The organism is Corallococcus terminator, assembly GCF_003611635.1.
Classification (GTDB): Bacteria; Myxococcota; Myxococcia; order Myxococcales; family Myxococcaceae; genus Corallococcus; species Corallococcus terminator.
The window spans coordinates 1-22,074 of the sequence record NZ_RAVZ01000155.1; the positions used below are offsets into that span (position 1 = coordinate 1).

Below are 22,074 nucleotides of genomic sequence, written 5' to 3' on the forward strand. Positions count from 1 at the left end.
CCCCCCGTCCCACCAGGAATGCCTGGCCCGGCGGACGGTTTCCAAGGACCCCCATGCGCACCCGCCTCCTCGCCGCCCTCTGTCTCCTGGCGCCCACCGCCGCCCTCGCCGCGAAGGACCCGCGCTGCGCCGGCAAGCCCGCTGCCCGCGCCGCCCGCTTCTCCGACACCGCCCTGAAGGGCACGTCCGCCGCGGAGCGTTATGCCGCCTACATCCAGGCGTGCGCGCTGGACGACGTGGTGGCCCTCACCCAGGGCCTTGTCCGCTTCAAGACGGTGAGCAGCGAAGCCCCCGCGGCCAAGAACCCGGAGATGGCCGCCATGGGCCGCTACCTGGAGACGTGGGCGAAGCAGCACGGCTTCGCCTTCCGCACCGTGGGTGAGCGCGACGTCTTCGAGCTGTCCTGGGGCGAAGGCGAACCGCTGCTGGGGCTCGTCTTCCACGGCGACGTCGTCCCCGCGGCCGCGCATGAGTGGAAGCGCCCGCCCTTCAAGCCCGTCCTGGAGAAGGGGCGCCTGTACGGCCGGGGCGTGGAGGATGACAAGGGCCCCATCGCCTCCGCCCTGGTCGCGCTCGCGATGGCGAAGGACCTGGGCATGAAGCCCCAGGGCCGCGTGCTCGTCATCATCGGCAACGGCGAGGAGAGCGACTGGTCCGGCATGAAGAAGTACGCCGACACCGAGCCCAAGCCCACGCACGTCATCTCCGTGGACTCCGGCTACCCGGTGATGGCCGCGCAGTCCGGCTTCGTCGCGTGGACGCTGGAGGCGCCCGTGGGAGCCCCCGCCGCCACCCCGAAGGAAGGCACCACCGCGCGCGCCGTGGATGTCACCGCGGGCGAGTTCCTCACCCAGGTGCCCGGCACCGCGACGCTGAAGCTTTCGGCCGTGAAGGGCCAGACGCTGGAGGCGGTGCTCGCGCAGGTGAAGGCCGCCATCGCCGCGGAACAGCCCGCGCGCAAGGACCTGAAGGCCGACGTGAAGCGCGAGGGCGCCACCGTCGTGCTCACCACCCATGGCAACGCCGTGCACTCCTCCGTCGCGGACGAGGGCCACAACGCGCTCTGGGATTTGTCCGCCGTGGCCGCGCGTCTGCCATTGGAGGACAACGGCATCGCCGCGATGCTGCGCGTCGTCGCGAAGCGCTTCGATGGGGACCACCACGGCGACAAGCTGGGCGTCGCCTACAAGGACACGCTGATGGGCCCGCTGCTCGTCGCGCCCACCGTGCTGCGCGTGAAGGATGGCGCCGTGTCGCTGGGCATCAACATGCGCCGTCCGCAGGGCAGGGACGCCCCGACGTTCAACGCGAGCCTGGACGCGGCGGCGAAGCGCGTGGGGGAGGACTCGGGCGGGCAGGTGAAGGAGTCCAGCGGACGCTACGTGGGCGACCCGCACGTGGCGGACACGTCCGGCCCGCTGGTCCAGACGCTGATGGACATCTTCAAGCGCCAGCGCAAGGCACCGGACGCCGTGCCCGGCTCCATCCGGGGCGGCACCTACGCGCGGCTGTTCCCCCGCGCCGTGGACTTCGGGCCCGCGTTCCCCAACGAGCCGTACACCGGCCATGCCCCCGACGAATCCATCGCGCTGGAGACGCTGGACCTGAGCACGCGCATGCTCGCGGAGGCCGTGCACACGCTGGCGATTTCCCCCGCGCCGGACGCGAAGGCCACGCCTTGAGGGGGGCTTGAAGGCTCACGGCGGCAGGTAGCCCCGGGGCGGTGGGACGCGGGGCCAGCGCACGGTGAAGGTCGTGCCCAGCTCCAGGCTGGACTCCACGTGGACGCTGCCGCCGTGCATCTGGACGATCTCATGCACGATGTAGAGCCCCAGGCCCAGGCTGCGCTGCTTGCTGCCTTCGTCCGGTGTGCGTGACTGTTTGAAGGGGTCGAACAGGCGCGGCAGCAGGTGCTCCGGGATGGGGTCCCCTTCGTTGTGCACCCGCATCACCACGTCCGGGCCTTCATCGGTGAGCGAGGTCACCACCGGCGTGTCGTTGCGCGCGTGTTGCAGCGCGTTCACCACCAGGTTGCCCAGCACCTGCGTCACCCGGTCCGGGTCCCACTGTCCCTCCAGGTTTCCGCCCCGCACCTCCAGCGGCAGGGGGCGCTCCGGGTACGCCACCTGCAACTCCTCCAACATGCTCTGGCACAGCTCCACCATGTTCACGTGCTGGGGCGTCATGGGGATGCCCCCACCCAGGCGGCTGCGCGCGAAGTCCAGGATGTCGTTGATCATCCGCGCCATCCGCGCGGCGGCCTTGCGGATGCGGTCCACGCCCCGGCGCGAGGTCGCGTCCAGCCCTTCGAAGCGGGCCAGCATGAAGGCGGATGCATTCACCGCGTGCAGGGGATTGCGCAGGTCGTGTCCCAGCACCGCGAGCAATTCCTCGCGGAAGTCGACGGCCTGCTGGAGCGCGGCCTCCGCGCGCTTGTAGTCGTTGATGTCCACCACCGTGCTGCCCACGCCCAGGAGCACGCCATCCGGGGTCCGCACCGGGAAATAGTCCGCCCGCCAGTACCCGATGCCCCCCCGCTTCGTATCCAGTCCTTCGATGAGCACGTCCTGCACGGGCTGGCCGGTGTCCAGGACCTGTTGCAACGCGCGTTCAATCGGATCCGCGGCGCCATCGCGGACCATCTCTCGCAGCGTGTGGCCCTTGTGCGCCTCCATGGGCTTGCGGTTGAGGTTGGCGAGCACGTCGTTGATGCGCAGGTAGCGCAGTTGGGTGTCCAGGAACGCGATGCCCACGGGCGCGGCATCCAGGAGCGAGTCCAGTTGCGCCAGCGACCGCTCCGCCTGCCGCTGCGCCTCGCGCTCGCGCTCGCGCAGCTCCGTCCTGGCGATGTGCGCCGAGGCCCGCTGCGCGACGGCCTGGAAGAGAAGGGTGTCCGCGTCGGAGAAGGTGAATGTCGTGCGCGAACCCATGTACGCCACGCCCAGCAACCGGTCGCCCTCCATCAGCGGCAGGCCGTACAGCGCGCGCAGGTCCTGCTGGCGCAGGGGCTCCAGGAGCACGCGAGGATCGGTGGCGGCCGAACGGATGAAGAAGGGCTGGCGCAGCACGGCCGCCTGTCCCGCCAGGCTGCTCGCCAGATGAACACGCTGGCCCTTCACCTGCCATGTGCCCAGGCCCACCGCAGCGCGCACCACCAGCGCGTCGTCCTCCAGGAGCATCACCGCCGCCGCGTCCACGGCGAGCGTGGACTCCATCAGTCGGGTGAGCAGGCGCTCCAGGAGCGTCTCCATGTCCGGGTCGTCCAGCGTCGCTTCGGCCATGCGGTCCAACGTCTGGAGGATGCGCTGCTTCATGTCCCAGAAGAGCACCATCGTCCGGGTCACCACCCGGTCGAGCGTCTCCTCCAGCCGCGTCAGGTCGCCGGTCCGCGTCCGCAGCTCCTGCGCCTCCAGGCGCTGGAGGATGCACCGGCGCAGGAGCGCGTACTCCTGGGCCACCTCGCCCAGGTCGAAGCCTTCATCCAGCCGCGCGGCGGCGTGCGCCATCTCCAGGCGCGCATCCAGGGTCTCCGGCCCGAAGTCCACCGCGTCCGCGAGCGCGGAGAGCAGCTCCGGCAGGTGGTCGATGAGCCAGGGCTCGCGTGGCGGAAATCTCCCCGCCAGGTGCTCCAGCACCGCCTGCTGCCAGTCCTCCAGCAGCGTCTCGCGGTGGGCACGCAGGAAGTCCGCCACCGACAGGCGGTTCTCGCTGCCCGTGAGCCCCTTTGTGGAGCGTGAATGCGGCTCCTGCATCGCCAGTCTCCCCAGGCCCTCGCCCGGCCGCGCCGCCCTGCCGCAAGATTGCGCATGGTGTCCGCGCCGCGCTTCGTGCCTTCGTCCATGAAAAGCCGCCACGACGACCGCTCGCCCGAGGCTTTCCGGGTCGGGCTTCGGACGCACCGCCCGGCGTGCCGTTCACCTTCGGGCGCTCGGCGGGGTCGGGGCACGTTCCTTCGCATGGCGCCCGGAGGGCTCGGGTAGGGTGGCGGCCACCGCATGCGCACCCTCCTGCTCAACCGCTCCGCCGTGGCCCGCAACCTCCAGGCGCTCCTGCTCCTGGACGACATGCGCGAGGCCTTCCGCACCGACGCGCTGGCCCGCACGGTGGCTCCCCAGCGCGTGCGCGCGCCGCTGCATTCGGAGGGCACCGCGCTGGTGCTCTTCCCCGGCAGCGTGCCCGGCATCCCCGCGTACACCGTGAAGGTGCACGCGAAGTTCCCCGGGCAGTCCCCCGCCATCCGGGGCGTGGTGCACCTGCACGACCTGGTCACCGGCGGACTGCTGGCGGTGATGGACTCCGGCCACCTCACCGCCGTGCGCACCGGCGTCGTGGGCGCGCTGGCCGCGGATGTGCTCGCGCGGCCGGACGCGACGCGCGTGGCGGTGGTGGGCGCGGGCCGGCAGGGCGTGCTCCAGCTCAAGCAGTTGCGGCTGGTGCGCACGCTCAGCCAGGTGCGCGTCTACGACACGAACCTGGAGCACGCGAACGCGTTCGCGTCGCGCATGTACCAGGAGCTGAACCTGCCGGTGAGCGTGGAGACGTCCGTCCGGGACGCGGTGGCGGACGCGGACATCGTGGTGACGGCGACGTGGAGCCGCGAGCCCTTCCTGCACCCGGGCATGGTGCGGCCGGGCACGCACATCACCGCGCTGGGCGCGGACGAGCCGGGCAAGGCGGAGCTGTCCGCGGAGCTTCTGGGCGCGTCCCACTTCGTCTGCGACCACCGCGCGCTCAGCGTGGCGTCCGGGGCCGCCGGCGCGGTGGGCCTCACGGAGGGCGCCATCCACGCCGAGCTGGGCGAGGTCCTCGCGGGCCTCAAGCCCGGGCGCACGTCCCAGGAGCAGGTGACGGTGTTCGCCCCGGTGGGCCTGCCCTTCCAGGACCTGGCCGCCGCGTGGCACGTCTTCCAGGCCGCTGCCGGCGACGAAGACGTGCCCACGCTGGACTTCAGCGAGTAGGCGCGACGCGCATCACGCCTTGGCGAGCGTCTGCGACAGGCGCGTGGCCTCCTGGTAGATGTCGGTGTCCTCCGCCAGCGGCATGGCGAGCACCTTCTGCACCAGCTCCTTCGCCTTCTTCTCCTGCCCCAGCCGCGCCTGCGCGAGCGCCAGGTTGAGCAGCGGCTCCGGACGCTCCGGGGCGCGGCGCGTGGCCTCTTCCAGCACCGTCACCGCGCGCGGCAGGTGCGTGTTCGCGGGCTCCGCCGGGATGCGCAGCAGCAACTGGCCCAGGTTGTTCGCCGCGCGCCAGCCGTCCGGCGAAATCCCCATGCCCTGCTCATACGCTGCGATGGCCTTGTCGTACGCGGGCGGCTCCTGCGATTCGAAGCAGGTGGCCTCCGCCATCTTCAGGGACTCGCTGCTGACGCCCAGCGACGCCATGGTCTGGCACAGGTGCCGGGCCTGCTCGATTTGACCGCGCGCCAGCATCAGTTGCGCGAGGTTCGCCTGGGCGTCCGCGTCCTTCGGGCGCGAGGCCGCGAGTGCGGAGGCCGCCTGGTAGGACGTGCGCAGGTCTCGCAGCGCCATGGACAGCACCGTCACCGACGCCAGCAGGCGCGGCTGGTTGGGCACCGCTTTGAGGCCCTGCTCCAGCACGCGGCGGGCGTCCACCAGCTTCTCCTGGGAGGACAGCGCGTGCGACAGGCTCAGGTACGCGGGCACGAAGCGCGGCTGCCGGGTGATGACCTCGCGCAGCGTGGCCAGCCCTTCTTCCGTCTTGCCGGCCTCCAACTGCACCTGGCCCAGGCGGTAGCGGAACACGTCCTGCTGGGGCTGGAGCTTCACCGCGTGGGTGAGGGCCTCCAGCGCCTGGGGCGCCTTGTCCTGCTTGATGAGCATCATGCCGCGGCCGAAGTGGGCCTCCGCGCGGTTGGGGTCCAGCGCGAGCACGGCCTGGTAGGCGTTGAGGGCGGCGGCGAGCTGGCCCTTCTGCGCGGCGATGTTCGCGCGCACGAGGCCCGTCTCCGGCGTGGCGCCCTGCGCCTCCGCCTTCGCGAGCAGCGCCTCGGCCTGGGGCAGCTTGCCCTCCACCAGGGACAGCTTGGTCATCACCACCAGCGCGTCGCGGTGCGCCGGATTCTTCGCGAGGAGCTTCTCGGCCTCTGTCTTGGCCTGGGCGAGCTGGCCCGCCGCGAGGAGGGTTTCCAGAGAGTTCATGATGGAAAGTGTCCCCCAGCGTCCGGGGGCTGTCGAGCCACGGGGAAAAAGGAAGGGCCCCGTCCGGATGGACGAGGCCCTGGGAAGCATCTGGATGCGAATGCGGGCGGGTGACTACCAGCCGCCCAGCGCGTTCTTGATGCCCTCGCCGACGTTCTTGATGCCTTCGCCGACGTTCTTGATGCCCTCGCCGACGTTCTTGATGCCTTCGCCGACGTTCGCAACCGCGTCCTTGACGCTGTCGCCCACCTTGCCCACGTCGACGGAGAAGCCGAACTCGATGCTCGCGCCGATGCCCAGCGCCGCGCCCACGTCGAAGTTGGCGGACAGCTTGCCGTCCTTCAGGCCGACGTTCGCCTCGAACTCCACGCCGATGCCGGCGAAGGCTTCCGCGCCCGCCGTGACCGTCGCGGGGCCAATCTCCTGCGTGACTTCCGCGCTGGCGCGGGCGCCGGCGAAGGCCTCACCGTGCACGGAGGCCGCGGCCTGGCCGTGGAGGGGATCCAACACCACCTGGCCCGACGCGGTCGCCTCGGCGCCGACGTTGCCCTCCGCGCCCCACTCGGAGCGGCCCAGCGCGGTGTCCGCGTGGCCTTCCACCGAGCCGCGCACCAGGTCCGCCTTCACGTCGACGGTGCCCTCGGCGCCAATCTTGCCGTGCAGCGGGTCGATGGAGACGTTGCCCTGGGCGGACACGTCCGCCGTCAGCGCCTGGCCTTCCACGGTCGTGTGGAAGTTGCTGTTCGCGTCACCGAACGTGTGCTCGCCGGAAGCGGCGGTCCAGTTCTTGTTCCACTCGCCCTGGGCGACCGTCTGGTCGAAGCGGCTGGTCTCCAACTGCCGCTGGATGTCCGACGTGGTGGAGGGATTCGCCTGGTTGCTGGTGGTGACGCGGTTGCCCTCGACGCCACGGTTCAGGTTGATCGTCGCCTCGCCCTGCGCCCGGTTCTGCGACTGCGACTGCACCTCGCGGCGTACCTGGGTGCCGTTCGCCGGGGCAGGGGTCGTGGGGTTCCGGAACACGGGGCGGTAGCGGTTGGTCTCGATCGACATGAAATGCTCCGGAGGCGCCAGGCGCTGGGGGAAGGCTTGTGACTTGAAGACTTATCGGCTCGGTCCTTGAGAAAGTTTCCGTTCCTCTTTTTTTCCCGCTGATCCGCGCCGGCCCTCAGGTTTCAGGGCGGCCAGGGGCCAGGATTCCCCGTGGATCCAGCGCCGCCTGGAGCTTGCGCACCAGCTCTGCGGACGCGTCCCGCACCGGCGGTGCTTCCTCCTGGGCCTGGAGTCCGGCTCGGGTCAGGAAGTACCCGGCTTCCGCCAGCTCACGGGTGAGGGCGCGATAGCAGGCGTGGGCGCGGGCGTCCTCGCCCCGCGCGTCGCGATCATAGGCGAGCGCGGTGGCGAGGTAGAGGCAGCGGGGAGAGTGGGCGAGCAGGGCGAGGTTGGGCTCCAGGCCGAAGAGGCGGGGGACGCGGTCGGCGATCTCCACGGCGCGCTTCGCGTGGGCGCCGGTGAAGGGCAGGGCCACGGAGCACCAGATGAAGCCGCAGCGGTCCCGGTCCGGGTCCGGGGTTTCCGGCTGCGGGGTGCGCTTCCTCCAGTAGGTCATGGCGAGGTTGGCCTCCGAGGGGACGCCCTGGAAGGGGCTCTCGCCGTCGGGGGGGCCAGGGGTGAAGCTCAGGGGGCGGGAGGCGCCGTCCAGGGCCGCGGCGAGCCGGCGCTCCAGGAGCGCTCCGATTTCGGCGTCCGGGGCGGAGAGGGCTCCGCTGATGGCCCAGCGGCCGAAGCCTTCGCGGAACTTGTCGCGGGCCCAGTCGGGCAGGGGCGTGCGGCCCACGGAGGCGTAGGGGTACTGCTGGGTGACGCTGAAGGCCTTGATGTCGTTCCAGAAGAAGAAGCTGCCCTTGAGGGTGCCGTCCAGGGCCAGCGCCTGGAGCCGGTCCACCGCGTCCCACAACCGCGCGTCGTCGTTCACGGCGCAGACGAATTCGCGCAGATAGGGCTGCTTGCGCGCCAGCCAGAACGTCATCCGCGTCACCACGCCCAGCGAGGACTGGCTGAACAGGCCATCCAGCACGGGGCCCAGGCCCCAGCGGAACACGGGGGCGGCGTGGGCACCGGGGAAGCGCGCATGGCCCGTGTGCACCACTTCCCCCGTGGGCAGGACGACCTCCAGCGCGCACACGTGCTGGAAGATGTCCGCGTGCGGTCCGCGTCCGTCGCCGCGCTCCAGCGCGTTGCCCACGAGGCTCGCGTCCGGGGAGCCGCCAATGGTGGTGATGAACGTGGAGGAGTTCTTCTCGCGCAGCCACGCGTGCGCCTGCCGGAACGTCACGCCCGGCTCCACGGTGAGGTACGCCAGTTGTTCGTCGTGTTCGACGACGCGGTTCATCCGCCCCAGGTCCAGCAGCACGCTGCCGTCGCCCGCGGGCACGCGCGAGCCATAGCCCCAGTTGCGGCCGGCGCTCACCGGGTACACCGGCACGCCGTGGGCTTGCGCGATTCTCAGGCACGCCTGGACCTGGGACGTGTCCGCGGGCCGGAGGATGGCGGGGATGCGCTGCGTGGTGGCGAAGGTGGCCGTCTGGGCGGCCTCCAGCGCTTCGGATTCGACGATGACGTGCGCCTCGCCCAGCGCCCCCCGCCATGCGGCCAGGGCCGCTTCCAGGACATCTACCGGGGTCTTCCCGTCGGTTTCGTTCACGGGGCGCAGTATGCCCGCGCCAGCCGCCCGGCAGCTGGCCACCTGGATGGGGGGCGGGCGGACGGGCCCGGGCTCGGGAAGGTCGCCGGGCGGACACCGTCCATGGTCGCCCCCCCGCGCGTGTTCATCTTCGGCGTGGGGAGGTGTTCATGGTCGGCTTCATCGCGTCGCGGACGGGACGGTGGGTGCGGATTCTGGCGGGGTCGGGCCTGGTGCTGGGCGGCCTGGGGGCGCGCTCGCCCGGGGGCGCCGTGGTGGCGCTGGCAGGGCTGGTGCCGCTCTTGTCCGGGGCGTTGGATTTGTTCCTGCTGGGGCCGCTGTTCGGCCTGCCCGTGAAGGGCGCGGACGTGCGACGCGCGCTGGGGCAGCCGGAGGAGGCACCGCTGCTCGACCTGGCGCACGACGGCGGGCGCTCCCCCTACGCGCCGCCCAGCACGCTGCTGCACTAGCTAGCGCGTGCTCACCTGGAAGGGGATGTCGAGCGCTCCGAACGGCTCCCCCGTGCCCGCGTCCACCAGCTTCACCTGGAGCGTCACCGCGTCCTCGCGGCTCGCCACGCCCTGGAAGTAGAGGAAGCCCTGCTGCATGCCGCCGGGCTCCAACGTGCCTTCCGGCAGCGCGTTGTTGAGCATGTCCTCGGTGGGCAGCGGTTCCTGGCACTGGGCAGGCGCGTAGAGATACGGGCTGTAGAAGGGGCTGCCCCACGGGCCGTAGTACGGCGGTCCGTAGCCCCGACGCGGGCCGTAGCCGTAGGAAGAACCCACGCCCACGCCCACGCTCCAGCGGCCCGCGGGCGCGATGACGCCCTCCGTGGGCCTGCCGGTGTCGTTGGAGGACATCGCCTTCTGGAGCGTCAGCGGCGCCAGCGCGGTGTAGCGGAAGCGCGACTCCTGGCCGATGAGCGCGAAGCCCCGGTACTGGAGCTTGATGGGACGCTCCCCCTGGTTCTCCAGCCGGACGTAGACGGGGGTGATGCGGCGCTCCAGGTCGGAGGGATGGCCGCGCCACGCCGACCCGTCCGCCACCAGCTTCACGCCTTCCTGCTCCGTGATGGCGCTCCCCTCGCCGCTCTGCAGGACGCCCGCTTCCGGCGTGGGCCGCAACTTCGTCTCCGCCGCGCAGCCCGCCATCAGCAACAGCGCCGCGGCCCCCAGCCCCTGTGCACGCATGATGTGCCTCCTGGGCTTCAAGTTAGGGCGCGCGGTGTCCAGGAGCGGTCACTCAAGAGGCTCCACCCCGGAGGACGTGCGGGCGGCCGGGCCCTCAGGGCTGCGGCGTCACCGCTTCCGCGGCGGCCCCGGGCCAGGAGGCGGAGGTGACGAAGCCCCAGTCCTGGTGGCGCGCCCAGGTCTCGAAGGTCTGCCAGCCCACGCGCGGGGCGCTGTTGCGCAGGGTGAGGATGTCCGCGTGGTAGCCCACCCGGTCCAACCATTCGTACATGCGCGCCAGGTCCTCGCTCTGCTGGGTGATCTGCTCCAGCGGCACCTGCTCGTAGTGGATGCGGTGGCCGCTCACCATGGAGAGCAGCGCGGAGGACTGCTGGCCGGTGACCTCGTCGGAGGCCACCTCGATGCGCTCGCCGATGAACCTCTCCGGATCCTCCATCACGTGCATCGCGTAGCCCGCGAGGTCCTCCACCGTCACCATCTGCAACCCGCGCGACGCGGGCAGCCCCAGCATCAGCATCCCCCGGGCCAGCGCGTCCCGCGTCGGGGGCTGGAGCAGGTTCTCCATGAAGAAGGTGGGGCCCAGGATGGTGAAGGGCATGTCCATGCGCCGCAGGTACAGCTCCACCCTGTGTTTGCTGTCGAAGTGCGGAACCCCGGTGAGCTGATCCGCCCCCGCCACGGACGAGTACACGTAGTGCCGCACGCCGGAGCGCTTCGCCGCGTCCGCCAGGTTCATGCCGTGGTGGGTCTCCGCGTCCGGGCCGCCGGGGCCGGTGTTCGTGGCCATGGCGTAGACGGCATCCACGCCCCGGGTGGCCTGCTCCAGCGCGTCCACGTCGTCGAAGTCGCCCTGCACCAGCCGCACGTTCTTCTCCTGGAGCGCGCGGGCCGCGGGCGCGGTGGGGTCACGCACCAGCGCGACCACCTTGTGGCCCCGGTTCAAGAGCTGGCGGACCACGGCGCCGCCCTGCTGGCCGGTGGCTCCCGTGACGAGCACGGTGATGGTGAAATCCACGGACATGGGTTCAAACCTCCGGACGCGACGTGTCATGAGAAGGTGGGACCGGCCGTTGCTGTTGGCGAGGTCCGGAAGTCGCATGCTCGCTCCCAGCACACAGGCTCCCGGAGCAGGCAGGCAGGCGCGGGAGGGCAGGCCAGGAAGCAGGCGGGCAGGCGCGGCGCGTGGCATCTTCCTGGAACCCCATGAGCAAGCGCGACACCCCATCCCCCTCCGAGCTGGTCTCCGCCGCCCAGGCACTGGACGCGGAGCTGCTGCGTTTCGAGGCCCTGGCAGGCCAGCTCCAGGACGCTCCCCTGACGTCGGAGAAGCACCTGGAGCGGGCGTCGCGCACGCTCAAGGAGCTGGCGGACCTGGACGACGCGCTCCGCGTGCGCGTGGGGGCCCTGGTGCAGGCCATCACCGGCGTGCGCACCCGGCAGCAGACGCAGGCGGACGCCGTCAACGCGCGAGCGCAGGAGCTGCAACGGCGCACGGAGGTGTTCAAGGACCTGCTCACCCGCTACGGCGGCCTGGGCCAGAGCGCCGCGGACCTCAACGGGCGCATGCAGCAGTTCTCCGCCCTGCGTCAGCAGGAGTCCCGCACGGCGGAAGAGGACGCTCAGCTCACGGCCGTCTTCAACTCCCTCCAGGAGCGCATGGCGGAGGTCGCGGACGAGGCGGCGACCCTGGCCGGCGCCGCGGACGCGGATCACTTCTCCGACATCGCCCGGCAGGCGGATTCGCTGCGCCAGCAGCTCCTGTCCGCGCGCAACAAGCTGGGCCTGCTGCACCAGAGCCTGTCGTCGAAGTCGGAGTGAGCCGGCGGTGAGCCCGTCGCCGGCCCTGGCGGTTCAGCTCAGGTACGTGGGTTCGAAGTCGTCCGGGCTTTCGATGGGGCGGCGTCCGGAGAAGCCCGCCTGCAGGTCGTGCCAGTGCGTGACGCTCGCCTCGCCGAAGCGCCAGCACAGGTAGACGGGCTCTTCTCCGCGCCGCGCGTGGAAGTCCACCAGGCCGTCCGCGCCCTTGATTTCCAACCCCATCTCCTGGAGCGGGCCCAGCTCCCCGCGGATGCGCTCCAGCAGGGATTCGCGCTCCTCGCGCTGGGCGCGGGTCTCCAGGGTTTCAGGGGCGGAGCCCAGGGCGTCCAGCACCTCCGCCAGCTTCTGCACGCGCTCCACCCACGGGCGCACGCGCCCGAAGGTACTCGACAGCAACGGCACCAGGCGGTTGGCCTCTTCCACGCTGAAAAAGCGCATCGGGGCGACAGCATGCAGTGTGCGCCCTCCGCTGGCCATCACCATCCCCGAGCGGGCGCGGATGCGTGGATGCAAGGCATTTTGTGTCGGAAACGTGTCAGCCGGGTCGGATGGAAGGGGCCTACCCGCGCCGGAGCGAGGACAGGTGCTCCACCAACCAACGCCAGGCGGACTCCCGCAGGGGGAAGGCGGCCTCGAGCGCCTCGAAGTCGGGGGTGTGTTCGGCGGCGCAGCGCCCGGTGTCGTCGCCGTCCCGGTCCGCGTCGGTGTGGGCCAGGTCCGCGTGCAGGAGGGCGTGGAAGACGAGGTAGTCCACCACGAAGGCCGGCACGTGGGGCTTGTCCAGGGCGGGGTGGAGGCGCACCTCGCGCAGGCGCGCGTCGTAGCCGCCCAGGTGGATGGTGCGGCGCGTGCGGCGGCCCGGACGGCGCGCCCAGCCCACCTCCACCTCCCGCACCCGGCCGTCGAAGTACGTCGCGTCCAGCCGGGCGTGCACGGCGCGCAGGTCGAAGCAGCGGCCGCGGGAGCGCAGGGGCGCACCGGGCTTGCGCTCACGGCGCACCTGGCCCTTCTGCGCGAGGCTGAACGCCTCCAGCACCTCGCGAGCGCCCGCGTCACCGGCCACGTACCCGGCGATGGCGCGCACCACCGGGGCCGGCGCGTCCAGGAAGAGGTGGTGCATGCGCAGCCGCACGCCCTCCGGCAGCTTGCGGAAGCTCACCAGCGTGGCGCGGTTGTCGGTCAGCCGCAGGTGCACGGGCAGGCCCAGCAGGGCGGACACGCTCCGGGCCAGCTCCGCGGCGCGGGGCAGCGCGTCCTCGCGCGAGGGCAGCCGGGTGCGTCCGGGCGCGGGTTCCCTTTCGGGGACCGGCGCGTCGAACATCGCCAGTTGTCCGGGCGCTGGACGCATGCCCTGCAACGTAAGCCCTGGGCCCGCCCGCTGGCCAGGAGGATGCGAGCCCCATTGGCCCCGGTGTCGGGCGCCCCACGTGTCCCCCGGCTCCCGGCCCTGGAGACCTCAGGACTGCGAAGGTGTCTCGAAGCGGCCCGCGAGTGATTCCAGCACGGCGAGCAGCTCCACGGGCTCCACGGGCTTGGGCACGTGGCTCTGGAAGCCGGCGCGCAGCACGCGGGTGCGGTCCTCCGAACGGGCGTAGGCGGTGATGGCCACCGCCGGGGTACGGCCGCCCCGGTCGGCGGGCAGCGCGCGCACGCGTTCGATGAAGCCGTAGCCGTCCGTGCCCGGCATGCCGATGTCGGACACGAGCACGTCCGGCCGCTCCGCCTGGAGCACCTGGAGGCCTTCCTCCGCGGAGCCGGCGGTGAGCACGTGCGCGCCGCTGTCCTCCAGCAGGGTGCGCAAGAGCTCGCGCGCGTCCTCTTCGTCATCCACCACGAGCACGCGCACCCCGTTCAGCTCCGCGGGGCGCCCCAGCTCCGGGCCCGGGGCGGCGGGTGGCCGGGGCGAGGGGGCCATGGTGGGGTCGCGGCGCTGGACGACGGACAGGGGCAGGCGCACGGTGAAGGTGGCGCCCCGGCCGTCGCCCTCGCTGGCGACGGCGACGGTGCCGCCGTGCATCTCCACGATGTGGCGCACGATGGACAGGCCCAGGCCCAGGCCGCCCGTCTTGCGGGTGGTGCCGCTGTCGGCCTGGCGGAAGCGTTCGAAGACGTGGGGCAGGAAGGCGGCGGGGATGCCCTGACCGGTGTCCTCCACGGTGAGCTCCACGAGGGAATCCCGGCGCTCCACCACCAGCCGCACGTGGCCGCCTCGGGACGTGAACTTCACCGCGTTGGAGAGCAGGTTCCACACCACCTGCTGGAGCCGCTGCGGGTCGCCCATGACGCTGCCGGAGGAGTCCACGGTGGCCTGCACGTGGACGCCGCGCGCGTCCGCGGCGGGGCGCACGGAGTCCAGCGCCTGCTGCACCACGGTGGACAGGTTCACCGGCTCCACGTCCAGCTTGAGCTTGCCGGACACGATGCGGCTGACGTCGAGCAGGTCCTCGATGAGCTGTCCCTGCGCGCGCGCGTTGCGCTCCATGGTCTCCAGCGCGCGTTCGCGGCGGGGCTCGGGCAGGTGGCCGGTGCGCAGGAGCTGCACCCAGCCGAGGATGGCGGTGAGGGGCGTGCGCAGCTCGTGGCTGACGGTGGCGAGGAATTCGTCCTTGAGCTGGTTGGCCTCCTCGGCCTCCCTGCGCGCGGAGCTTTCGCGGGCGAGCAGGGTCTCGCGCTCCACCTCCGCCTGCTTGCGGTCGGAGATGTCGATGACGCTGCCGATGTAGCCCAGGAAGCGCCCTTCGGCGTCGAAGCGGGGCGAGCCGGTGTCGACGCACCAGCGGTACACGCCGTCCATGCCACTCAGCCGGTAGTCGAGCCGGAAGGGCTGGTGGTTGCTGGTGTTGGCGGCCAGGAAGATGCGCCGGGTGCGCTCCACGTCATCGGGGTGGAGGGCGTCGAGCCAGCCGAGCCCCAGGCCCATGGCCTCCGTCTGGCCGGTGAAGGCGTACCAGCCGCGATTCATGTAGGTCGTGGCGCCCTGCGTGTCCGTCACCCAGAGCATGACGGGGGCGTGGTCGGCCATGTTGCGGAAGCGGGCTTCGCTTTCGCGCAGGGCCTCCAGCAGGTGTTCGCGCTCCAGGGTGGCGGTCTTCTGTTCGGTGATGTCGCGCGCGGCGGCGTAGATGAGGCGCAGCTCCGGCACGGGGCGCGCGGCCCAGGCCAGCCATTTGTAGCGGCCGTCCTTGCAGCGGAAGCGGTTCTCGAAGCGCAGGGTGGGGATGCCCTGGGAGAGCTTGCCCACCTCGTCGCGGGTGGCCTCCCGGTCGTCGGGGTGGACGAGGTCCAGGAAGGGGAAGCGGTACAGCTCCGTCTCTTCCCACCCGAGCACCTGGACGAAGTACGCGTTGACGCGCTTGAAGTACGCGTCCATGCCCGCGATGCAGAACATGTCCGGGGACAGTTGGAAGAAGCGCTCGCGCTCCTCTTCTTCCTCGCGCTTGAGCGCTGCGCGGTCCAGTTCGAACTGGGACAGGGCTTCGCGCAGGGCGGTGTCGATGCGGGTGCTGAGCACGCGAAGCTGGGACAGGGGAACGTCGATGTCCTCCTGTTCGGCGCGAGCCAGGATGCAGTCGCGCAGCAGGCCGTACTCCCGGGTCACGAGGGCCGGGCCGGCGCCCAGGCGTCGCCGCTGACGACCGTGGGCCACGGAGGCCTCGCTGTGGTAGCGCGGGCGGAAGCCGTTTCCCGGTTCCTCCTCGAGCAGGTGGCGCAGCTCGTCGATGAAGGCAGGCAGGGCGTCGATGAGCTGGTCGCGCGTCATCCGCAGGGAGGTGAACAGGGGGGCCACGCGGGCCACCCAGTCCTCCACGAGGGCCTCGCGGTCGAACTCCAGCATCTCCGCGAGGGACAGGGGCACACTGCCCTCCGTGGGCGTCCGCCCCTCTGAAGAAGGACCCCGCTCCTGTGGATCCGAGGAGGACATGAACGTCTCTAGAGGTGCGGATGCCCGGCGCGCATGGGCAGGGGCAGGAAGCCGGGGGCTTCCTGCCTCGCATGCCCGGTTGTCAGGCGAGGGGGCTACAGCCCCAGGTACACCAGCAGCGCGCCCAGGTCCGCGTCCGACAGGGCCTCCGCGCTGTAGGGGGGCATGTTGCCGCCCACGCCGAAGAACTGGCCGTGCCGCACCTTCTCGATGACGACCCGCGCGTGCGGGATGCCCGGGAAGAGCTGGTCGTAGTCCTGCGTCACCTCCGGCAGCACCGAGGCCAGCTCCGTCAGCCGGCCCTCACCCGTGTGCGTCGCGCCGTGGCAGTTCTGGCACGCGGCCCGGTACACCGCCTCACCGCGCGCGGTGTCGCCCCGGGGCACGTCGTCGATGTCCTTCACCACCGTGAACGGCAGCGCGGGCGCCTGCGCGTCCGGACTGATGCGCGCCAGGTATTCGTACAGGGCCCGTGAGCGCGGATCCTCTTCCTCCAGCTTCGTCACCCCGCGCATGAAGTTCACGTAGCAGAAGTTCACCGCGTCCAGGAGGTGCGTCTCGTAGCCGCCCCACCAGCTCGGCCGCGCCGTCACGTTGTAGAGCGAGTAGCCGGAGTCGATGCGCCCCTCCGGCGTCTGCGGCGTCGTCACGTGACACGTCGCGCACGAGAAGCGGTTGAACGAACTCTCCGACAGCCGGGCGTCCTGGAACAGCTCCTCGCCGAAGTCCGCCGCCGCCACGGGCTCGTCGCCCCCGTCGCAGCCGGACAGCACGCCGAGCGCCAGCACCACCGCGCTCCACCTCATGGCGCACCCCGCAGCAGGCTCACCGAGTCCGGGAAGATGCCCATCTGGACCGTGGACACCACCGCGCCCTCCGCGACGTCCACCACGTGCAACGTGCCCGGGCCCACGTGGTCGCCTTCGCACACCACGAGCCCGTGGCGCTCATCCGGCGTCAGCATGAACTGGTGCACGTTGAGGCAGCCCGCCTGCGACAGCTCCAGCGTGCGCAGCACCGTGGAGGTCGCCGGGTCGATGACCGCCACCGCGTCCTCCTGTTGATACGGCAGGTACAGCGTGCGCCCATCCCGCGTGAACGCGCCGAACATGGGCGCCCCGCGCAGGTACACCGTGCGCTCCGGGTTCATGGCGCGCGTGCCGGGCTCCAGCACCTGCACCTGACGGCTGGCCAGCGAGCTGACCCAAACGTCCCCCGTCGTGGGCGACACCGTGAGCGCGTACGGCTGGTGGCGAGGATTCGTCGCGGTGCCCGCCCCGGGCGCCACCTTCACCCGCGTCACCGGCGTGCCCTCCGTCGCCAGATCCACCAGCGCGACCTCATCCGACCAGCAGGCCACGTACGCCGTGCGCTCATCCGCCGACAAGCGCACCGCGTGCGGCGCCGGGCACACCTTCACCCGCGCCTTCACCGTCATCGTCTCCGCGTCGAGGATGGCCAGCCGCGAGACCATCTCCTCCTCGGTGCCGCCCTGCCGCGCCACGTCCGCGATGCGAAGCAGGTCGAAGTGCGTCTGGTACAGCGTGCGCCCGTCCGCGCTGACGATGACGTCACCCGGGTTGCGGTCCACGCGAGCGGACGCCACCAGCCGGTTGTCCTTCGCGCTCAGCTTCAGGCAATACCCATCCGCGGTGCCGGTGCCGTGCGCACCGTGCGGACCGGACCCGCCGCCGGGCACGTAGTTGGAGATGCCCACGTAGTAGTAGTCCCCCGAAGGAGACACCGCCGTGTGGTGCGGCCCTTCCAGCTCCACCGGGTTGAGCCCCACCGGCACGCGCGCCAGCTCGCCCCAGCCCGGCGTGCCCAGCCCCGCCAGGTCCAACAGGCTCACCGAATCATCCAGGCTGTTGGTGACGAGCAACCGCCCTTCCGGCCCCGGCGGTGCCACCGTCGTCCCGCCCCGCGTCCAGGGGGAGGCGTCCGCGTACGTCAGCGCGGGCACCTCCAGATTGCCCTCCGCCTTCGTCCCGCCGCTGTCGCACGCTCCCAGCGCCAACGCGCAAAGCCAGACGGCGCGCCTCATCGGACGCCCGCCACGCCGAAGGACACCGGCGCCGCCAGCGTGTACGGCCCCTCCGTGATGCGGTTCTGCACCAGGTACGCGCTCAACACCTGCACTGACAGCGCCTGTCCCGCGGCCTCGCGCAGCGTCTGCCAGGAGCCGTCATCCAATTGCCACTGCAACTCCGACGTCAACAGCTCCACCGGGCACTGACGCCCCGGCACCTGCACCTTCACCCAGTACAGGTCCCCCGTGTACGGGGGCAGGTGTGCCTGGGCCGTGGGCAGGAGCAGGTTCCCCAGCCACGCGAGCATCGAACGGCCCGTGTCGCGAGGCCGCGCCACCGGAGAGGTCCCCGGGCGCCCCGGCCGCTGCAACGACGCGCGCAGGGGCGAGGTCCACTGCCACAGCGGCGCGGAGTCGGTGGACAGGTACGTCTGGTTGGCTTCGGGCGCCACCATCGTCACCGCGCGCGAGCTGTCCTGGGCCTTGTTCTGGGCATCCACCAGCGTGCGCCACGCTTCGTCCGTGGCACCGCCGGCGTACAGCGGCTCGCCACATTCGGGCGTCGGCTCCTCGTCGTCACCGGTGCAGGCCGTCAGGCCGAGCAGCGCGACGGCGGCGGTGCTCCACAGCAGGGTGGGCGTCTTCATGGTCGGGAGTCCTCGCGCCGCCGGCCGCGGCGCCACAGGGGAAGCAGGAACAGGAACGGCAGCAGCGTGTTCGCGGGCGCGGCGGCGCAGCCCGACTTGGGGGACGGCTTGGGATCTTCACCGTCGGGAGGTGTGCCCGCATCGGAAGGAGGCACCACACCCGCATCGACCGTGGACGTGCCTGCGTCGGACACGCCCGCGTCGGGGATGCCATCCGGGTAGAGCGGCGCGCCAATCGTCTCCGCGAGCTGGGGCCAGCGCGACGGGCACAGGTCCCGCACGGGCGTGCCGGCCGGACACTGGTGGCTGCCCTGGATGTTCTCCAGGCTGAAGAGGGGCTCCCAGGTGGTGCCGTCGTCGTGGCTGCGCGCCAGCGACCAGTCATGGAGCCACGGCGAACCGCAGCCGTACAGGACCTCGCCCACGCGCGTGACGCACGCGTTGCCGGTAGGAAGGGTGAGCTTGTCGAAGGCGCCGCCCGCCTGGCTGCGGAAGAAGGAGTTGTAGGTGGACACCCACGCGGTGCCGCCGTCGGCGGAGATGTCCATGTTGACGAAGACGTCGTCGATGCCGGTGCCCGAGCGCGCGACGAAGGTGCGCCCACCATCCGTGCTGTGCAGGATGTGCGTGGAACCCTGCGCGGACACGCGAGCCCAGACGGCCTTCGGGTCCACGGGGTCCGTCGCCGTCACCACGAAGTCGAACGGACGCACCAGTGTCGGGAACGTCTGGGGCGCCTCCTCCCACGTCTCTCCCGCGTCATCGCTGCGGAACAGGTACATGCGCGTGGTGTCGGACGCGGACACGTAGAGCGTGCTCGGGTTGGCGGTGGACACGCGCACCGCGGAGAAGAGGATGCCCACGCGTTGCAGCGGCAGGGCGCGCCACGTCTCCCCGCCATCATCCGAACGGAACAGGCCATTCGTCGCGGACGTGGAGCGGCCCGTGGCCGTGTACATCACCGCGTCGTCGGTGGGGTGCACGGCGAGTCCCGTCACCCAGGTGTCCTTGAACGAAGGATGCGCGGACCACGAACACGCGCCGTCCTTCGAGCGCAACAGCGCGTTGCCAGTGGCCGCGAGCAGCTCGCCCGACTCCCGCCAGACGAAGGACTCCGGGCGCCAGCCGCCGTACCCCATGGCATCCGGACACACCCACCGCCACGTCTGGCCGCTGTCGCGCGAGATGACCGCGCCGAACGTGGCGCCCACGAAGTAGTCCTCCGTGTGTCCGCGCCGCAGCGTGACGTTGGACGTCTCCGGCAGGCCCGCGTGAGCCCAGGCCGCGCCCGAGCCCAGCAGGACGGCCACCGCCGCCGCCCCCCATCCCCCCGTGATTCGTGGCTTCTTCATCGCGACGCTCCGGGGCTGGACCCCATGTGCCCCCACGATAGCGCCCGGCTGGCCCCTGCATAGCGGCGCTTGCGTTTTGACCGGTACCCGCCCGCGCCCAGCCTCCCCGCGTGGCGGGCAGGCGACCGGAATCTTCCGCTGGGAGCCCACGGACGCCGAGTCCACGCGGGGAGGACGGCGCGATGTACTTGTGATGTTAATGCAACTTGGTTACATAAAATCCGAATCCTTCCTGGAGCCCCAAGATGCCCAAGGTCGACCGCCCCCTCCTCCACCTCGTGTCCTTCTCCTGCTTCGTGGAGGGCAACCCGTGAAGCCGTCGAGCGGGGAGCAGGACGCGCGGTTGCCGGTGACGGTGCTGTCGGGGTTCCTGGGGGCGGGGAAGACGACGCTGCTCAACCACGTGCTGAACAACCGCGAGGGCCTGCGGGTGGCGGTCATCGTCAACGACATGAGCGAGGTGAACATCGACGTGAAGCTGGTGAAGGGCGGTGGCGCCGCGCTCAGCCGCGTGGACGAGAAGCTGGTGGAGCTGTCCAACGGCTGCATCTGCTGCACGCTGCGCGAGGACCTGCTCCAGGAGGTGGCCCGGCTGGCGGAGGCGAAGCGCTTCGACTACCTGCTGATTGAATCCACCGGCATCTCCGAACCGCTGCCCGTCGCGGAGACCTTCACCTTCGAGGACGCGGAAGGCCAGAGCCTGTCGAAGCTGGCGCGCCTGGACACGATGGTGACGGTGGTGGACGCGTTCAACTTCCTGCGCGACTGGGAAGCATCGGAGGCGCTGTCCGAGCGCGGGCTGGCGTTGGCGGAGGAGGACGACCGCACGGTGGTGGACCTGCTGGTGGAGCAGGTGGAGTTCGCGGACGTGCTGGTGCTGAACAAGACGGACATGGTGGACGCGCAAGGGTTGGGGCGGTTGCAGGACGTGCTGCGAAGGTTGAATCCGCAGGCGCGCATCGTGTTGTCGGAGCGGGGCCGGGTGCCGCTTGCGTCGGTGCTGGACACGCGCACGTTCGACTTCGAGCGCGCGAGCCGCGCCCCGGGGTGGCTCAAGGAGCTGCGCGGCGAACACGTGCCGGAGAGCGACGCATACGGCATCAAGAGCTTCGTCTTCCGCAGCCGCGTGCCGCTGCACCCCAAGCGCTTCTGGGACTTCGTGCACGGGAGCTGGAAGGGCGTGCTGCGCAGCAAGGGGTTCTTCTGGCTGGCGACGCGCATGGACATCACCGGCCTGTGGGCGCAGGCGGGAGGCGCTTGCAGCTTCGAACCCGCTGGCATCTGGTGGTCCGCGATGCCGCGCGAGGAGTGGCCCGAGGACCCGGAGCTGCGCGCCGAATTGGAGCGCGACGTGGCGGCCGGGCCGTACGGGGACCGGCGCCAGGAGGTCGTGTTCATCACCCGGGACGCGGACCACGAAGCACTGGCGCCGGAACTGGAGCGCTGCCTGCTCACGCCCACGGAGCTGGCGAAGGGGCCGAAGGCCTGGGCCCGGATGAGGGATCCGTTCCCCGAATGGCGCGTGGCGTCCTCGGAGGAAGCGGCCCCCGTGGAGCATGCGGGATGAGCCAGCGGTCCCCGGATGCGACGGCGCGAGTCACCCGGGCTTCACGGGGACTCGCGCGGGACCGCATCCATGGACCGACTGTCTGTCTGGAATCAGGGGGCCGTGAGCGTGAGGGTGGCGATGCCCGTGCTCGCCGTGAGTCCTGATTCCTGCATGCACGCGGCCAGCGAGGCGGTCAGCGGCACCGACGTGGAGAGCAGGACCGCGTGGCCCTGATGGCGGCCGGACGCGACCCGCCCCTGCGAGGTGAAGACCCGCAGGTCACCTTCGACGCTGGCTCCCGCGTCCTTCAGCTCCAGCACGGAGGACTCTCCGTTGGACCAGCCCACGGTCGCCGTCGCCGGACCCTCCGGCTTCGTGAGGCAGGTCGCGCCCTTCACGGTCCGCGCCGCCAAGGACACAGTCTTCATCACGACGCCGTCGCTGATGGGACAGGCGATGGACTGCAACTGCGCGCTCACCCGGGTGTCCCGGTTCGTGACCAGCAACAGCCCGGGCTCGTGGGTCTGGGTGAGGCCCCCTGCGCAGAGCACCCGGGGATCCAGGGTCAGGGCGTCGGCGGCCTTCTTCATCTCGGGTGGGAAATCCGCCTGCATCAGGGACTCTTCTCCCCACACCGTCGCCTCTTCCGGCGCTTCCGCCTTCGTCTCCTCCACCTTCGCTGGCTCCGCCTCCGCCGCCTTCGCTGGCTCCACGGCCGGCGCGGTG

19 protein-coding genes are annotated in these 22,074 nt (G+C 71.2%); 5 read left to right on the forward strand and 14 right to left on the reverse strand.

Annotated features, from left to right (window positions below; genetic code table 11):
* Positions 1 to 53: 53 nt before the first annotated feature.
* Positions 54 to 1,682 carry a Sapep family Mn(2+)-dependent dipeptidase gene (locus D7V88_RS21845; protein WP_120542591.1) on the forward strand — a complete coding sequence of 543 codons (1,629 nt, stop codon included), beginning with the start codon at positions 54 to 56 and terminating at the stop codon, positions 1,680 to 1,682.
* A gap of 15 nt (positions 1,683 to 1,697) precedes the next feature.
* Here the strand turns inward: D7V88_RS21845 and D7V88_RS21850 are convergent, their stop codons facing one another.
* Entirely contained in the window at positions 1,698 to 3,752 is a 2,055-nt protein-coding gene (locus D7V88_RS21850) for an ATP-binding protein (RefSeq protein ID WP_208726401.1), read from the reverse strand.
* 243 nt (positions 3,753 to 3,995) lie between these two features.
* Here D7V88_RS21850 and D7V88_RS21855 point away from each other — a divergent pair, with 243 nt between their 5' ends.
* Positions 3,996 to 4,958: an ornithine cyclodeaminase family protein gene (locus D7V88_RS21855; RefSeq protein WP_120542592.1), complete on the forward strand. Its 963-nt coding sequence runs from the start codon at positions 3,996 to 3,998 to the stop codon at positions 4,956 to 4,958.
* 12 nt (positions 4,959 to 4,970) lie between these two features.
* On the opposite strand, the gene D7V88_RS21860 is transcribed toward D7V88_RS21855, so the two are convergent.
* The 3 genes from D7V88_RS21860 to D7V88_RS21870 all read right to left on the reverse strand — a co-directional run bounded on the left by D7V88_RS21860 (position 4,971) and on the right by D7V88_RS21870 (position 8,862).
* The gene (locus D7V88_RS21860; protein WP_158625123.1) at positions 4,971 to 6,158 is read right to left on the reverse strand and encodes a tetratricopeptide repeat protein; all 1,188 of its coding nucleotides are present in this window, start codon (positions 6,156 to 6,158) and stop codon (positions 4,971 to 4,973) included.
* Positions 6,159 to 6,272: 114 nt separating this feature from the next.
* On the reverse strand, positions 6,273 to 7,211 hold the full coding sequence (locus D7V88_RS21865) for a hypothetical protein (RefSeq protein WP_120542594.1): 939 nt from the start codon (positions 7,209 to 7,211) through the stop codon (positions 6,273 to 6,275).
* Between the two features lie 115 nt (positions 7,212 to 7,326).
* Positions 7,327 to 8,862, reverse strand: a complete 1,536-nt coding sequence (locus D7V88_RS21870; protein ID WP_158625124.1) for an FAD-binding oxidoreductase — start codon at positions 8,860 to 8,862, stop codon at positions 7,327 to 7,329.
* 149 nt (positions 8,863 to 9,011) lie between these two features.
* Here D7V88_RS21870 and D7V88_RS21875 point away from each other — a divergent pair, with 149 nt between their 5' ends.
* Positions 9,012 to 9,311 carry a hypothetical protein gene (locus D7V88_RS21875; RefSeq protein WP_208726403.1) on the forward strand — a complete coding sequence of 100 codons (300 nt, stop codon included), beginning with the start codon at positions 9,012 to 9,014 and terminating at the stop codon, positions 9,309 to 9,311.
* Here D7V88_RS21875 and D7V88_RS21880 read toward each other — a convergent pair whose 3' ends face one another.
* Together D7V88_RS21880 and D7V88_RS21885 are read right to left on the reverse strand one after the other, a co-directional pair.
* Entirely contained in the window at positions 9,312 to 10,031 is a 720-nt protein-coding gene (locus tag D7V88_RS21880; RefSeq protein WP_120542597.1) for a sulfur globule family protein, read from the reverse strand.
* Positions 10,032 to 10,125: 94 nt separating this feature from the next.
* Positions 10,126 to 11,052, reverse strand: coding sequence for an NmrA/HSCARG family protein (locus D7V88_RS21885; protein ID WP_208726405.1), 927 nt, complete (start codon positions 11,050 to 11,052; stop codon positions 10,126 to 10,128).
* Positions 11,053 to 11,234: 182 nt separating this feature from the next.
* Here D7V88_RS21885 and D7V88_RS21890 point away from each other — a divergent pair, with 182 nt between their 5' ends.
* Positions 11,235 to 11,849: a hypothetical protein gene (locus D7V88_RS21890; RefSeq protein ID WP_120542598.1), complete on the forward strand. Its 615-nt coding sequence runs from the start codon at positions 11,235 to 11,237 to the stop codon at positions 11,847 to 11,849.
* A 33-nt stretch (positions 11,850 to 11,882) separates the two neighbouring features.
* Here the strand turns inward: D7V88_RS21890 and D7V88_RS21895 are convergent, their stop codons facing one another.
* From D7V88_RS21895 to D7V88_RS21925, 7 genes are all read right to left on the reverse strand, one after another.
* Entirely contained in the window at positions 11,883 to 12,287 is a 405-nt protein-coding gene (locus D7V88_RS21895) for a DUF2203 domain-containing protein (protein ID WP_120542599.1), read from the reverse strand.
* 121 nt (positions 12,288 to 12,408) lie between these two features.
* Entirely contained in the window at positions 12,409 to 13,197 is a 789-nt protein-coding gene (locus D7V88_RS21900) for a hypothetical protein (RefSeq protein WP_244238301.1), read from the reverse strand.
* Positions 13,198 to 13,305: 108 nt separating this feature from the next.
* Complete coding sequence (locus D7V88_RS21905) at positions 13,306 to 15,705, reverse strand: hybrid sensor histidine kinase/response regulator (RefSeq protein WP_158625125.1); 2,400 nt, start codon at positions 15,703 to 15,705, stop codon at positions 13,306 to 13,308.
* A 161-nt stretch (positions 15,706 to 15,866) separates the two neighbouring features.
* A complete protein-coding gene (locus tag D7V88_RS21910; protein WP_120542602.1) occupies positions 15,867 to 16,577 on the reverse strand; it encodes a c-type cytochrome in 711 nt (236 codons plus the stop codon).
* The gene (locus tag D7V88_RS21915) at positions 16,574 to 17,815 is read right to left on the reverse strand and encodes a YncE family protein (protein ID WP_120542603.1); all 1,242 of its coding nucleotides are present in this window, start codon (positions 17,813 to 17,815) and stop codon (positions 16,574 to 16,576) included. Before D7V88_RS21915 ends, D7V88_RS21910 begins: the two co-directional genes overlap by 4 nt.
* Entirely contained in the window at positions 17,812 to 18,447 is a 636-nt protein-coding gene (locus D7V88_RS21920; protein ID WP_120542604.1) for a hypothetical protein, read from the reverse strand. The genes D7V88_RS21915 and D7V88_RS21920 overlap by 4 nt, the downstream gene beginning before the upstream one ends.
* A complete protein-coding gene (locus D7V88_RS21925) occupies positions 18,444 to 19,799 on the reverse strand; it encodes a WD40/YVTN/BNR-like repeat-containing protein (protein WP_120542605.1) in 1,356 nt (451 codons plus the stop codon). The genes D7V88_RS21920 and D7V88_RS21925 overlap by 4 nt, the downstream gene beginning before the upstream one ends.
* A 310-nt stretch (positions 19,800 to 20,109) precedes the next feature.
* Between D7V88_RS21925 and zigA the strand changes: the two genes are divergently transcribed.
* Positions 20,110 to 21,366 carry a zinc metallochaperone GTPase ZigA gene (zigA, locus tag D7V88_RS21930; RefSeq protein ID WP_244238302.1) on the forward strand — a complete coding sequence of 419 codons (1,257 nt, stop codon included), beginning with the start codon at positions 20,110 to 20,112 and terminating at the stop codon, positions 21,364 to 21,366.
* A gap of 92 nt (positions 21,367 to 21,458) precedes the next feature.
* Here zigA and D7V88_RS43100 read toward each other — a convergent pair.
* A partial coding sequence (locus tag D7V88_RS43100) for a hypothetical protein (protein WP_158625126.1) occupies positions 21,459 to 22,074 on the reverse strand: 616 nt, incomplete at its 5' end.